The 13,989-nt window shown below is 65.6% G+C and carries 14 protein-coding genes; 10 read left to right on the plus strand and 4 right to left on the minus strand.

The genetic code is table 11. From position 1 onward, the window contains the following. Window positions 1-220: 220 nt before the first annotated feature. Complete coding sequence (locus WCB02_RS22785; RefSeq protein WP_423961655.1) at window positions 221-1,081, plus strand: alpha/beta fold hydrolase; 861 nt, start codon at window positions 221-223, stop codon at window positions 1,079-1,081. Between the two features lie 102 nt (window positions 1,082-1,183). Next, entirely contained in the window at window positions 1,184-1,327 is a 144-nt protein-coding gene (locus tag WCB02_RS22790) for a hypothetical protein (RefSeq protein ID WP_423961656.1), read from the plus strand. Window positions 1,328-1,348: 21 nt separating this feature from the next. Here the strand turns inward: WCB02_RS22790 and WCB02_RS22795 are convergent, their stop codons facing one another. The 4 genes from WCB02_RS22795 to WCB02_RS22810 form a co-directional block, all read right to left on the minus strand. After that, window positions 1,349-2,011: a glutathione S-transferase family protein gene (locus WCB02_RS22795; RefSeq protein WP_423961658.1), complete on the minus strand. Its 663-nt coding sequence runs from the start codon at window positions 2,009-2,011 to the stop codon at window positions 1,349-1,351. A gap of 30 nt (window positions 2,012-2,041) precedes the next feature. Continuing rightward, window positions 2,042-2,515, minus strand: a complete 474-nt coding sequence (locus tag WCB02_RS22800) for an SRPBCC family protein (RefSeq protein ID WP_423961659.1) — start codon at window positions 2,513-2,515, stop codon at window positions 2,042-2,044. Further along, window positions 2,512-2,832 (minus strand): ArsR/SmtB family transcription factor, encoded by a 321-nt coding sequence (locus WCB02_RS22805; RefSeq protein ID WP_423961660.1) that lies wholly within the window; start codon window positions 2,830-2,832, stop codon window positions 2,512-2,514. Before WCB02_RS22805 ends, WCB02_RS22800 begins: the two co-directional genes overlap by 4 nt. 164 nt (window positions 2,833-2,996) lie before the next feature. Next, window positions 2,997-4,613, minus strand: coding sequence for an ABC transporter substrate-binding protein (locus WCB02_RS22810; RefSeq protein WP_423961663.1), 1,617 nt, complete (start codon window positions 4,611-4,613; stop codon window positions 2,997-2,999). A gap of 275 nt (window positions 4,614-4,888) precedes the next feature. On the opposite strand from WCB02_RS22810, the gene WCB02_RS22815 reads away from it, so the two are divergent. From WCB02_RS22815 to WCB02_RS22850, 8 genes are all read left to right on the plus strand, one after another. After that, on the plus strand, window positions 4,889-6,019 hold the full coding sequence (locus WCB02_RS22815; protein ID WP_423961664.1) for a M20/M25/M40 family metallo-hydrolase: 1,131 nt from the start codon (window positions 4,889-4,891) through the stop codon (window positions 6,017-6,019). Between the two features lie 34 nt (window positions 6,020-6,053). Next, the gene (locus WCB02_RS22820) at window positions 6,054-6,785 is read left to right on the plus strand and encodes a DNA-3-methyladenine glycosylase I (RefSeq protein WP_423961665.1); all 732 of its coding nucleotides are present in this window, start codon (window positions 6,054-6,056) and stop codon (window positions 6,783-6,785) included. Between the two features lie 200 nt (window positions 6,786-6,985). After that, entirely contained in the window at window positions 6,986-7,927 is a 942-nt protein-coding gene (locus WCB02_RS22825; protein WP_423961667.1) for an ABC transporter permease, read from the plus strand. Between the two features lie 46 nt (window positions 7,928-7,973). Further along, window positions 7,974-8,864, plus strand: coding sequence for an ABC transporter permease (locus WCB02_RS22830; RefSeq protein ID WP_423961676.1), 891 nt, complete (start codon window positions 7,974-7,976; stop codon window positions 8,862-8,864). Window positions 8,865-9,012: 148 nt separating this feature from the next. Beyond that, window positions 9,013-10,668: an ABC transporter ATP-binding protein gene (locus WCB02_RS22835; protein WP_423961669.1), complete on the plus strand. Its 1,656-nt coding sequence runs from the start codon at window positions 9,013-9,015 to the stop codon at window positions 10,666-10,668. A gap of 186 nt (window positions 10,669-10,854) precedes the next feature. After that, complete coding sequence (locus tag WCB02_RS22840; RefSeq protein WP_423961671.1) at window positions 10,855-12,387, plus strand: M81 family metallopeptidase; 1,533 nt, start codon at window positions 10,855-10,857, stop codon at window positions 12,385-12,387. A 21-nt stretch (window positions 12,388-12,408) separates the two neighbouring features. Beyond that, window positions 12,409-13,581, plus strand: coding sequence for a M20 aminoacylase family protein (locus WCB02_RS22845; RefSeq protein WP_423961673.1), 1,173 nt, complete (start codon window positions 12,409-12,411; stop codon window positions 13,579-13,581). Beyond that, on the plus strand, window positions 13,574-13,989 hold a 416-nt coding region (locus WCB02_RS22850), incomplete at its 3' end, for an amidase family protein (RefSeq protein WP_423961674.1). The genes WCB02_RS22845 and WCB02_RS22850, both read left to right, overlap by 8 nt.

Consider the following 13,989-nt stretch of genomic DNA (forward strand, 5'->3'; position numbering starts at 1 on the left):
AGTCTGAAGCGCTTATCAGGCCAATCCGTTTTTCGTATGACGCGTTGCGCGGAGAGTGATCTCCATGTTTCGGACCTCCCTGCTTCATTGCGCGCGCTTGTTCGTCGAGACTTCTGTATCCGGCAACAGCCGCCGCCGCGATAGCGATACCCGGCGCATGAGAGCCGCGACCATCACGCCATGATGGACCGATGATGCATCCGCCGCTAGATTGGCCGCCATGCCTCGCATCGAAACAGTCACCATCTCCCCTGACCTCACCTTCGACGCGCTGGTCGCCGGCGAGAGCGGCGCGCCGCTGGTGCTGCTGCTGCACGGCTTTGCGGAATCGATGAATTGCTGGCGCGCGCAGGTCACGGCGCTTGCGGACATGGGCTATCGCGCGCTGGCGCCGAGCCAGCGCGGCTACTCGGCTGCGGCCCGGCCCGATCCGTGTGATGCCTCGCATTATCATATCGATCGGTTGATGGATGACGCGATGGCGATCGTCGCCGCAACTGGCGATCGCGCCGCGCGCTTTCATCTCGCCGGCCACGATTGGGGCGGCAGCATCGCCTGGGCGCTCGCCGACCGGTTTCCCGAGCGGCTCGCCTCGCTGACGATCCTGTCGCGGCCGCACCCCAACGCCTTCAATCGCGCATTGCAGATGGCGGATGGCGAGCAGGCGCAGCGCTCAAGCCACCACAAGGCCTTCCTCGAACCCGATGCCGCCGCGGTGGTGCTGGCGGATGACGCGCGATGGCTGCGCGAGCGCTGGGCCGCGGCCGGCGTGCCGGCGCAGGCGATGGCCGAACATCTCGCGGTGCTCGGCAACGGCGCGGCAATGGAAGCAGCCCTCGCCTGGTATCGCGCGCGCGGCGCGATCCGCGCGCCGCTCGGCCCGATCCGCGTGCCGACACTCTACATCTGGGGCGACGCCGACGACACCGTCGGGCGCGCCGCCGCCGAAGGCACGCGCGATTTCATCGCCGCTCCCTATCGCTTCGAGGTGCTGCCCGGCGTCGGGCATTTTGCCGCCGACCAGGCGCCGGATCGCGTCAGCGAGCTGATGCTGGCGCACATCCGCGCCTATCCCGTGTGAGCACAATTTTCCAGCGAACTCGGCACCGCTTCGCGTCGCGGCAACGTGTCTGGAACCCAGCGCCGCCAAAAATGTTGTCCTGCAGCAAAGGAGCAAGACGACATGGCTACCGAACGTGACGACCGGCGAAATGACAGCGAGCGCGAACGCCCCCGCGCGTTGCGCCCATCCAGGACGCCATCCGAGCCGGTCCTGCCGCCGCTGGTCAGCGACGGCCTGGAGATGATCCGCGACAGCCACTGCTGATCGCGCGCAGCAGCCTTCCGGTCAGGCCGCTTCGGCGACGCGCGCCGTGAGGCGCTCCCAGGTGGTTGCCTGCATGCTCGGCCGCTCCACCATCCGGGCCAGCCACGCGGCGAGTTCGGCATGCGGCGCTCCCAGCGCGGACCATTCCGGCGTCGCCTGGAAAAATTCGATGGCAGGCGCCAGCAACAGATCGGCCAGCGACACCTCGTTGCCTGCGAAATAGTCGGCCCCACCCAGCAGGCGTGCCAGCTCATTGAACACGGTCCTGGCCTTCGGCATCGCCGTCGCGATCGCCGCCTCGTCGGGCGCCTTGCCGAGCAGGCGCGGACCGATCACGCGCTCGAAGATGATCACATTGCCGACGCCCTGGAACAGATACCAGTCGTTGACATTCATCGCCTGGTCCATGCGCGCGGCCTGCCTGGGATCGCCGGGCGTGAGCCTGGGCTGCGGCAGCACGCGGTCGAGGTAGCGCAGGATCGCCTGCGTCTCATAAAGCGAAAACCCATCGTGATCGAGCACCGGTACCCGGCCGAACGGATGCCGCGCCAGATGCTCGGGCGACCGGAACGTGCCGGGCGCGACCGGCGCGAGATGATAGGACGCGCCCTTCTCTTCCAGCATCGCCAGTACCGCGCGTCCGAACGGACTGCCGGGAATCGAATGAACCTTGAATTCAGACATGACGCACTCCCCTGGTTTTGAACCCTGATGTCATCGCCGCAAGGCCTCCTCCGCGAAGCGTTCGAGCAGGCCGGGCCAGCCGCCATCGACATCCCTGCGCATCGAGGCGCCCGCCTCCGCGCCCATGGTTTCGAACTTGTGGTGCACGAGTTCGACATCGGTCGCATCGGGCCCGTCGGCGGCAAATCGCACATCGACTTCCGATCTCATCGTGAGGTCCGGCTGCCATTGCGCATTGACCTGCCAGACCAGCACCAGCCGGTGCGGCGGCTCCCACAGCGTGATGGTGGCGACGCCGGTCTCGCTGCCATCTTCGGCGATCTCCAGCCAGCGGCCGCCGAGCCGCGGCTCCATCAGCACTTTCTGGATCGGCTTCTTGCCGACGCCGTGGTCATGCGGCCACCATCGCGTCAAGCCGCTGGTGAAGACGTCGAAGGCGTGCGCGATCGGCGCGTTGACACGGATGGTCTTGCGCACGGGCGCGATGACGACGGTTTCGTTCATCTGGTTTTCCTCGCAGGCGCTGAGCGTTCCGCTTCCAGTTTGAAGGCCTCCAGCGCGTCATCCCAAAAACTGTCGAGCCAGGCGCGCAATTCCAACAGTCCCTCGCGCCGCAGCGAATAGATCCGGCGCACGCCCTCGCTGTGCTCCTCGACCAGGCCTGCGTCCTTCAGCACCTTCAGATGCTGCGACACCGCGGGGCGCGACACCGGCAGGCCGGCCGCGATCAGCTTCACCGGCCGCGGCCCGGCGCGCAGGCGCTCGAAGACCTGTCGTCGGGTCGGGTCGGCCAGAACTGCGAGCGCGCTTCCGTAAGCCATGACTAACGGTAAGCTATAACTTACGCAAGTGTCAAGCGCGCTGCGCACGGCGCCCGGCATGGCACCAAAAGAAAAGCGGCGCCCGCCGGCGCCGCTTTGGAAAACCTATCAGAAACGAAATGGGCTGCCGCGGGCTTCTTGCGGCGGCGCCTAATCCAGCGAGGTCACGCTTCGCTCTTGTCGACATTCCACCACAGCGGTGTCGCCGGACCGTCGAGCACGCCGCTCAGCGATTTCCGCCACGCGCTTGGCGCCAGATACTGGCCGAGCGGAATATAGAGCACCTGGTCGTAGGCCTCCTTCTGGATCTCGACCGCGATCTTCTTCTGCTCGTCGAGCGAAGACGTGCGCGCGAACTCGTCCTTCAGCTTTTCGATCTTGGGGTCATCGGCCCAGCCGAACCAGCCGCCGTTCTTGCCCCGGCCGCCGATCGAGAAGTTGACGATCGGGTTCATGACGTCGGCGGCGACCCAGTTGGTGAAGAACATGTTCCAGCCGCCCTCGCTGACGGGCTTCTGGTTGTTGCGGCGGGTCACGACCGTCTGCCAGTCGGTCGCCTGCACGTCGACCTTGAAGCCCGCCTCGCGCAACAATTGCGCCGCGACGATCGGCTGCGCCTTCAAGGACACGACATCGCCGGGCGCCAGGATGACGACGGGCGTGCCGTCATAGCCGGATTCGGCCAACAGCTTCTTTGCCTGCGCCATGCCGTCGCCCTTGATCAGCGACTCCGCGCCGACCTCGCTTTCGAGCGGCGTGCCGCAGACGAAGAACGCGCCGCAGATCTGGTAATATTTGGGATTGCCGACGAGAGCGTCGAGCACGTCCTTCTGGTTCATCGCCATCAGCGCCGCGCGGCGGACCTTGACGTTGTCGAACGGCGGCAGCAGGAAGTTCATGCGTCCGAGCGTCTGGAAACCGAACTTGTTCAGCGTCTCGACCTTGAGGTCCGGATTGGCTTCCAGCACCGGCAGCATGTCGAACGAGGGAGCTTCCATGAAGTCGATGTCGCCCGACACCAGCGCGTTCATCGCGGTCTGCGCATCGGCCATCGTGATCCACTCGACGCGGTCGACCTTCACCACCTTGCCGCCCGATGTCCAGCTTGCCGGCTCCTTGCGCGGCACGTAGTCGGTGTTCTTCTCATAGACCGACTTCACACCCGGCTGGAATTCGGCGGCCACGAATTTGAACGGACCGGAGCCGATCTGCTCGGCGATCTGTTTGCCCGCCGGCGTCTCCGCAAGCCGCTTCGGCATCATGAAGGGGACGTAGGACGACGGCTTTGCGATCGACTCCAGCACCAGCCCATAGGGCTCCTTCAGTTTCAGCGTGACGGTCTTGGGATCGGTGGCCTCGATGCTGGCGGTGAAATCCATCAGCTTCTGGCCCATATTGTCGTTCCTTCCCCAGCGCTTCAGCGAGGCTGCGCAATCCTCCGCCGTGACCGGCGCGCCGTCATGCCATTTCAGGCCGTCGCGCAAGGTGAAGGTGTAGGTCAGCTTGTCGTCGGAGACCTTCCAGTCCGCCATCTGCGGCTGGACCTTGAAACTGGAATCGGTCGCAAGCAGCGTGTCGAAGACCATGTAGCCATGATCGCGCGTGATGTAGGCGGTGGTGAAGCCGGGATCGATGACGCGCAGATCCGAATGCATCACGGCGGTGATGGTCTTCTTGTCGGCGGCATACGCCTTCGAGGAGAAGGCGGCCGACAGCGCGGGAACCGGCAGCGTGGCGCCCAGCGCGAACTTGAGAAGCTTCCGGCGCGAAAACTGGAACATGCAGTGGATCTCCTGGCGTAAAAGCGGTCAACCGCCGGTCACGGATTATGCATCGCGTCCGTTATTTAGGCGAACTAACACGCTGTAAATTCTGGATATTCGAGACTTGCGCGGACACTTGCACCAAGCGCGCTGCGCGTCAATTGCGATCTGGGGCGAACCGTCAACACCCGCTTGAACAGTCCCTCCCCGCCGCATGTTTCGCTTTACAAATCCGTCGCAGATCATTCTCGTACCAACGATCGCAAATACCGCTCGAGATGTGAGAGACCAGGATGAATCCCGCCAACCTTCCGTTTGATGCCGAAGCCATGCTGCAGGGCCTGCGCCTCTGGGTGGAATGCGAGAGCCCGACCTGGGACAAGGCCGCAGTCGAGCGCATGCTCGACATCGCCGCGCGCGACATGGCGATCATGGGCGCCAGCATCGAGCGGATCGCCGGCCGCGACGGCTTTGCCGGTTGCGTCCGGGCGCGTTTTCCGCATCCGAAGCAGGGCGAGCCGGGCATCCTGATCGCCGGGCATTTCGATACCGTGCATCCCGTTGGCACGCTCGCCAAGCTGCCGTTCCGCCGCGAGGGCGACAAATGCTACGGCCCCGGCATCTATGACATGAAGGGCGGCAGCTATCTGTCGCTGGAAGCAATCCGGCAATTGGCGCGCGCCTCCTTCACCACGCCGCTGCCGATCACCGTGCTGTTCACCCCCGATGAAGAGGTCGGCACGCCGTCGACCCGCGACATCATCGAGGCGGAAGCCGCGCGCAACAAATATGTGCTGGTGCCCGAACCCGGCCGCGCCAACAACGGCGTCGTCACCGGCCGCTATGCGATCGCGCGCTTCAATCTGGAAGCGACCGGCAAGCCGAGCCATGCCGGCGCCAACCTGTCCTCCGGACGTTCGGCGATCCGGGAGATGGCGCGGCGGATCATCGAGATCGACGGCATGACCACGGACGATTGTACTTTCTCGGTCGGCATCGTGCATGGCGGGCAATGGGTCAATTGCGTCGCCACCACCTGCAGCGGCGAAGCCTTGAGCATGGCCAAGCGCCAGGCCGATCTCGATCGCGGCGTCGAGCGCATGCTGGCGCTGTCCACCACGGCAAACGACGTGACCTTTACCGTCACGCGCGGCGTGACGCGGCCGGTGTGGGAGCCGAATGCCGGCACCATGGCGCTCTACGACAAGGCGCGCAAACTCGCAGGGCATCTCGACATGGAGCTGCCGCATGCCAGCGCCGGCGGCGGTTCGGACGCGAACTTCACCGGCGCGATGGGAATCCCCACCCTCGATGGCCTCGGCGTGCGCGGCGCCGATCCGCATACGCTCAACGAACACATCATCGTCGAAAGCCTCGCCGAACGCGGCCGGCTGATGGCGGGATTATTGGCGACACTGGACTAGAGATTTCGGATCAGCGACGAGGGATTGGGTGCGGATGCCGAACGCACGGACCAGCGCACAGAAGCAGACGCACGCGATCTCCTTCGAGGCCATTCGCGCCCGCGCCGAGCAACGCAAGGGCGGCGCGAAGGCGCTGGAAAAGCTATTGCCGGACAAGCCGGATGCAAAACAGCTGGCGAAACTCGCCGACGATCGCGTGCTGGCGGAGATGACCCGGCGGGTGTTTTCCGCGGGCTTTGCCTGGAGCGTCATCGAGACGAAATGGCCGGGCTTCGAACAGGCATTTCTGGGCTTCGAGCCCGCCAAGCTGACGTTTCAGCCCGATGATTTCTGGGACGCCTTGATGCGCGACACGCGCATCGTGCGCAACGGCGCCAAGATTCTCTCGGTGCGCGAGAACGCGGCCTTCGTCACGCGGATTGCCAGGCAACACGGCAGCTTCGGCAAATTCCTCGCCCAATGGCCCTCATCCGACGAGATCGGGCTGCTTGACCTGCTGGCAAAACGCGGCAGCCGGCTCGGCGGCAACAGCGGGCAGATGCTGCTGCGCTTCCTCGGTTGGGACGGATTCGTCACCTCGCAGGACGTGGTGGCCTGCTTGCGCGATGCCGGCCTCGACATCGCGCCCGAGGTCAAATCGAAGGGCGATCTCGCCAAGGTGCAGGCGCTGTTCAAAGCCTGGGCGGCAGAGACCGGATTACCTTATGTGCAGTTGTCCCGGATCTGCGCGATGTCGAGCGGCGAAAACCATGCCGAGAACCATTGAATGCGGCATACGGGCGCTTGGCCAATCAGCCACGGCATGCAGGCCATGGCACGGTGCTTGCAGCGTCGCGGCGGCGCAAACGCCGCTCAAACGATGCGAGACCAGGTAGAATGTCGGGCAAGAAAATGTCGTGTTTGTAAAGACATGCGAAAGCATTCACAGTCGCGTGTTGAAACTGCAGCCGGTTGCTGAGGCATCCCATGCTCTTATATCTGGTTCGCCGCGTGCTTGCTGCCATTCCCGTGATGGGCGCGGTGGCGCTGTTCGTGTTTCTGTTGCTGCGGCTGACGCCGGGCGATCCCGCCGCGATTCTGGCCGGCGACAATGCGACGCCGGCGCAGCTCGAGCGCATCCGCACCTCGCTCGGCCTCAACGAACCGCTTTACGAGCAGTTCGTGACCTGGATCGGCAAGCTGTTGCATGGTGACCTCGGCACGTCCCTGATTTCGAACGTGCCGGTGCTGAGGATGATCGGCCAGCGCATCGAACCGTCGGTCTCGATCGCGCTGTCGACCATCATCCTCTCGGTGGCGATCGCGGTGCCGCTCGGCGTGATCGCGGCGTGGAAGCAGGGCACCTGGATCGACCGCTTCGTGATGGGCCTGTCGGTCCTCGGCTTCTCGGTGCCGGTGTTCGTGATCGGCTATGTGCTGATCCAGATTTTCGCGATCGATCTGCGCTGGCTGCCGGTGCAGGGCTTCAAGAGCATCACGGCCGGCTTCGGACCGTTCCTCGAACGCATCATCCTGCCGACGGTCACGCTGTCATTCATCTATGTCGCGCTGATCGCGCGGATGACGCGCGCGGCGATGCTGGACGTGCTGGGCGAGGACTATGTCCGCACCGCGCGCGCCAAGGGCATCAACGAGACCGCGGTGCTGCTGCGCCACGCGCTGCGCAATGCCGCCGTTCCCGTCATCACCGTGATCGGCTCCGGCTTTGCGCTGTTGATCTCGGGCGTCGTGGTGACCGAGAGCGTGTTCAACCTGCCCGGCATCGGGCGGCTCACCGTCGACGCCGTGCTGGCGCGCGACTATCCCGTGATCCAGGGCATGATCCTGTTGACCTCGCTGATCTATGTGACGGTCAATCTCCTGATCGACGTCGCCTATACCCTGCTCGATCCAAGAATCCGCTACTAGTCCGCTACTAGTCCGCTACCAATCCGCGATGAAGGTTCAGATACTGATGGCGATCGAAACCCTTCCCGAGCCGTCGATCCCGATCACCCGGCCGTTCCGGCTCAAGCTCGGCTTCCTGACCGCGACGCCGATCATCGCGATCGCAACCGCCTGCCTGGCGCTGATCGTCGCGCTGGCGGTTTTCGCGCCCTGGATCGCGCCGCATGATCCCCTGCTGCTGGCGCCGGCGCAGCGCTTGAAACCATCGAGCGCGGAATTCCTGCTCGGCACCGACGCCTATGGCCGCGACGTGCTGTCGCGGATCATCTATGGCGGCCGCATCTCGCTTTTGATCGGGCTCGGCGCGGCGGTGTTCTCGGTCGGTATCGGGCTTGCCATCGGCCTCCTGGCCGGCTTCTTCAAATGGCTCGACGCCGTCATGATGCGGGTCATGGACGGGCTGATGGCGATCCCGAGCATCCTGCTCGCCATCGCCGTGGTCTCCCTGTCCGGCGCCAGCATCGGCACCGTGATGATGGCGATCACGATCCCGGAGATTCCGCGGGTCGCGCGGCTGGTGCGCTCGGTGGTGCTGACGGCGCGCGAGGAGCCCTATGTCGAAGCCGCGATCTCGCTCGGCTCCAGCCTGCCCAAGATCATGTGGCGGCATCTGATGCCCAACACGGTGGCGCCGCTGATCGTCCAGGGCACCTATGTCGCGGCCTCCGCCATCCTCACCGAGGCGATCCTGTCCTTCCTCGGCGCCGGCATCAGCCCGGAGACGCCGACCTGGGGCAACATCATGGCGGAAGGCCGCTCCTATTTTCAGATCAAGCCGTCGCTGATCTTCTGGCCGGGGCTGCTGCTCTCGCTCGCGATCCTCAGCGTCAACCTGATCGGCGACGCCGCCCGCGACGCGCTCGATCCCCGCATGAAGCAGCGCGAGGGCGGCAAGTGACGAAGTGGCAAGCAGCGAAGCGATGCCACATCGTCATTCCGGGGCTCGCGCAGCGAGAACCATGGTGCGCAATTGCGCACCAGAGAATCTCGAGATTCCGGGTTCGATGCTGCGCATCGTCCCGGAATGACGGCGGAGAGCGACGCGCATGACCAGCAACATCATCCTCGACATCGACAATCTCGTCGTCGGCTTCGGCAAGACCCCGCAAGCGGCGCGCATCCTCGACGGCGTGTCCCTGCAGGTCCGCGAGCGCGAGACGCTGTGCGTGGTCGGCGAAAGCGGCTCCGGCAAATCGGTGACCTCGCTGACCGTGATGGGGCTGTTGCAGAAGGGCGCGTTGGCGGCCACGGGCGGCAGCATCAGGCTGGTCGGCGAGGAACTGTTGACCGCGAGCGATCGAAGGCTGCGGCAATTGCGCGCCACCACGATGGCGATGATCTTCCAGGAGCCGATGACGGCGCTCAATCCGGTGGTGCCGGTCGGCCGCCAGATCGACGAGGTCTTGCGCGCCCATACCGCGCTGGACGCGCGGGCGCGCCGCAAGCGCATCCTCGACATGATGGAGCAGGTGCGGCTGCCCGAGGTGGAGCGCATCTTCGCCTCCTATCCGCACCGGCTGTCCGGCGGCCAGCGCCAGCGCATCATGATCGCGATGGCGCTGGTGCTGGAGCCGAAGCTGCTGATCGCGGACGAGCCCACCACCGCGCTCGATGTCACCACCCAGAAGCAGATCCTGACCTTGATCCGCGACCTGCAGCGCGATCACGGCACCGCCGTGCTCTTCATCACCCATGACATGGGCGTGGTCGCCGAGATCGCCGACCGCGTCGCCGTGATGCGGCAGGGCCGGCTGGTCGAGACCGGCCCGCTCGATGCCATCCTGCGGCAGCCGACGATGGACTACACCCGCAACCTGCTCGCCTCGGTGCCGAGCCTGGTGCCGCGGCCGCCGCGCCCCGACAGCAGGGAGCCGGTGGTGCTGGAGGCCAATGAACTCGGCAAGGTCTATCGCGAGCGCTCTCTGTTCGGCAAAGTCCGCGAGGTCGCAGCCGCCGACAACGTCACCCTGACCCTGCGCAAGGGCCGCACGCTCGGCATCGTCGGCGAGAGCGGATCGGGCAAATCGACCGTGGCGCGCTGTATCGTGCGGCTGATCGATCCGACCTCCGGCGGCATCCGGCTGGTGGGCCGCGAAATCTCCGAACTGTCGCGCCGCCTGCTGCAGCCGCATCGCAAGCGCATCCAGATCATTTTCCAGGATCCCTATCGTTCGCTCAACCCGCGTATCTCGATCGGCGAGAGCATCGCGGAGGGCCCGATCAATTACGGCGTGCCGCACAAGGACGCGCTGGCAAAGGCCCGCGAGCTCTTGGAACTGGTCGACCTGCCGCCCGACAGCATCTCGCGTTACCCGCACCAGTTCTCCGGCGGCCAGCGCCAGCGCATCGCCATTGCACGGGCGCTGGCGCTCGAACCCGACGTGCTGGTGGCGGACGAGGCCGTGTCGGCGCTCGACGTCTCCGTGCAGGCGCAGGTGCTGGAACTGCTCGACGAGATCCAGACCCGGCTCGGCATCGCGCTGTTGTTCATCACCCACGACCTGCGCGTCGCAGCCCAGATCTGCGACGACGTCGCCGTGATGCAGCACGGCCGCATCGTGGAACAGGGACCGGCCGCGGCGGTGCTGACCAACCCGCAACAGCCCTATACCCGCGCGCTGCTCGACGCCGCCCCCGGCCGCGGCTGGGATTTCGCCAATTTCAGGCCGGTCGCGATGGCGGGCGCCGCCGGGGCCGCATAACCCCGTCATTGCGAGCGCAGCGGAAGCAATCCATGCCGCCCCAAGTCCCGGAGCGTGGATCCGTCGCTCGCGCTCCTCGCAGTGACCGGACGCCCACGCGGCATGCAAAACGGAATTGCTCCGCGGCTTGCACTCCTTGCAACGACGCGTTTAACGTCCCGCACCGACCATTTGCCGAGACCCCTGATGATCCGTATTGCCGTTGGCGGCTTCCTGCACGAGACCAACACCTTCGCGCCGACCAAGGCGACCTACGACGACTTCATGCATGGCGGCGGCTGGCCCGCAATGACGCGGAGCGCCGATGTGCTCGACACCATGCGCAACATCAATGTCGGGCTCGCGGGCTTCATCGAGACCGCCAGTGCCAATGGCTGGGAGCTGGTGCCGACCATTGCCTGCGGCGCCAGTCCGTCGGCGCATGTCACCGAGGATGCCTTCGAGCGCATCGTCGAGGTCATGACCGACGGCATCAGGGCGGCGGGGCCGCTCGATGCGGTCTATCTCGACCTGCATGGCGCGATGGTAACGGAACATCTCGACGACGGCGAAGGCGAAATTCTCGCCCGCGTCCGCAACATCATCGGTAACGACGTGCCGCTGGTCGCGAGCCTCGATCTCCACGCCAACGTCACGCCGGCCATGATGGATCATGCGGACGCCCTGATCGCCTATCGCACCTATCCGCATGTCGACATGGCCGATACCGGCCGCGCCGCCGCCAGGCATCTCGCGCTGCTGCTGCAGACGAAACAGCGTTTCGCCAAGGCGTTCCGCCAATTGCCGTTCCTGATTCCGATCAGCTGGCAATGCACCAACGATCAGCCGACCAAGGGCATCTACCAGAAACTCGCCATGCTCGAGAGCGACGCGGTGCCGACGCTGTCCTTTGCGCCGGGATTTCCGGCCGCCGATTTCGCCGATTGCGCGCCGAGCGTGTTCGCCTATGGCCGCACCCAGGCCGATGCGGACGCAGCCGCCGACGAGATCGCGGCGCTGGTCGAAAGCCACGAAGACGATTTCGACGGCCGCATCTATGCGCCTGACGAGGGCGTCCGCACCGCCATGGAACTGGCGAAGACCGCCAACAGGCCGATCATCATCGCCGATACCCAGGACAATCCCGGCGCCGGCGGCGATTCCGATACCACCGGCATGCTGCGCGCCCTGGTGCGCCACAACGCCATGCGCGCCGCCACCGGCGTGATCTGCGACCCGGAATCGGCGCACGCCGCCCATCAGGCCGGCGTCGGCGCGACCGTCACGCTGTCGCTCGGCGGCAAGTCCGGCATACCCGGCGATGCGCCCTACCGGGAAACGTTCGTCGTCGAAGCCCTGTCGGACGGACAATTCGTTGCCCCCGGGCCCTATTATGGCGGACGCGACATGGACATGGGGCCGTCGGCGGCGTTGCGGATCGGCGATGTCCGTGTCGTCGTCGCCTCGCACAAGGCGCAGCTCGCGGACCAGTCGATGTACCGCTATGTCGGGATCGAGCCGACCGCGCAGGCGATCCTGGTCAACAAGAGTTCGGTGCATTTCCGCGCCGATTTCGAGCCGATCGCGGCAAAGCTTCTGATCTGCGCTGCGCCCGGCGCGATGCCGGCCGATCCCGCCGCGCTGCCATGGACGCGGCTGCGCCCCGGTATCCGCCTCAAGCCGAATGGACCCGCATTCACGGCGATGACAACATCGCGTTCCTCGTCTGCCACCGGATAATCAGGAATCGGATACCAAGACATGCCCATCATCGACCGCATCCAGGGTTACGCCGACGACCTCACCGCGATCCGCCGCGATCTGCACGCCCATCCGGAGATCGGCTTCGAAGAGGTCCGCACCTCAGGCATCGTCGCCGAGAAGCTGCAGCAATGGGGCATCGAGGTGCATCGCGGCCTCGGCGGCACCGGCGTGATCGGCGTGCTCAAGGGCAAGGGCGCGGGCGGCAAGCGGATCGGCCTGCGCGCCGACATGGATGCGCTGCCGATGGAAGAAAACACCAACCTGAAATGGCGCTCGACCATCCCCGGCCGGTTCCACGGCTGCGGCCATGACGGCCACACCACCATGCTGCTCGGCACCGCGCGCTACCTTGCCGAGACCAGGAATTTCGACGGCACCGTGCATTTCATCTTCCAGCCCGCCGAGGAAGGCCTCGGCGGCGCGCGCGCCATGATCAGGGACGGGCTGTTCGAGAAATTCCCCTGCGACGAGGTCTATGGCCTGCACAATGCGCCCGACATGAATCACGGCGAGATCGCGATCCTGCCCGGACCCGCGATGGCCGGCGCCGATTTCTTCGATATCACCATTCAGGGCTATGGCGCCCATGGCGCGATGCCGGAACGCTCGAAGGATGCCGTCGTGATCGCAATGACGCTCGGCCAGGCCTTGCAGACCATCGTCAGCCGCAATGTCGATCCGCTCAAGGCTGCGGTGCTGTCGATCACCCAGATCCACGCCGGCTCCGCCTATAACGTGATCCCGGGCGAGGCCAAGCTCTGCGGCACCGTGCGCGCCTTTTCCGACGAGGTCCGCGCCCTGATCCGCGAGCGCATGCGCGCGATCTGCGCCGGCATCGCGGCCGCCTTCCAGGTCGAGATCACTGCCGACATCCGCGATATCTTCAGCGTGCTGGTGAACCAGGAAGAGCAGTCGAAAGTGGTCGAGGAGGTCGCGCGCACCGTGGTCGATCCCGCCAAGGTCTTCACCCGCTCGCAGCCCAAGATGGGCAGCGAGGATTTCGCCGACATGATGCAGGCGATTCCCGGCGCCTATTTCTGGATCGGGCACGACGGCTCGGTGCCGGTGCACAATCCCGGCTATGTGCTCGACGACAAGATCCTGCCGATCGGCGCCAGCATGTTCGCGCGCATCATCGAAACCCGGCTGCCGGCGGGCTCCCATGCATAAACCCGAAGCGCAAGAGGCGGTCACCTCGCTGCACGACCTGTCCGCTGTCGACCTGATCGCGGGCTATCGCACCAGGCAATTCTCGCCGTCGGAAGTGCTGGAGGACGTGCTGACCCATGTCGCGCTCTGGGAGCCGCACATCAAGGCGCTGTACGCCTTCGATCCCGACGGCGCGCGCGCGGTGGCGAAGGCCTCCACCGAACGCTGGCAGAAGGGCGAGCACGCCGGCTGCCTGGACGGCGTGCCGGCCACGATCAAGGACAATATCGCGACCAAGGGCACAGCGGTGCCGCTCGGCGCCGCCAGCGTCAAGCTTGTCCCGGCCGTGGTCGACGCGCCGCCCGCGGCGCGGCTGCGCGAGGCCGGCGCGGTGATCTTCGCCAAGACCACGATGCCGGATTACGGCAT

This window comes from Bradyrhizobium sp., from assembly GCF_049581145.1.
Taxonomy (GTDB): Bacteria; Pseudomonadota; Alphaproteobacteria; order Rhizobiales; family Xanthobacteraceae; genus Bradyrhizobium.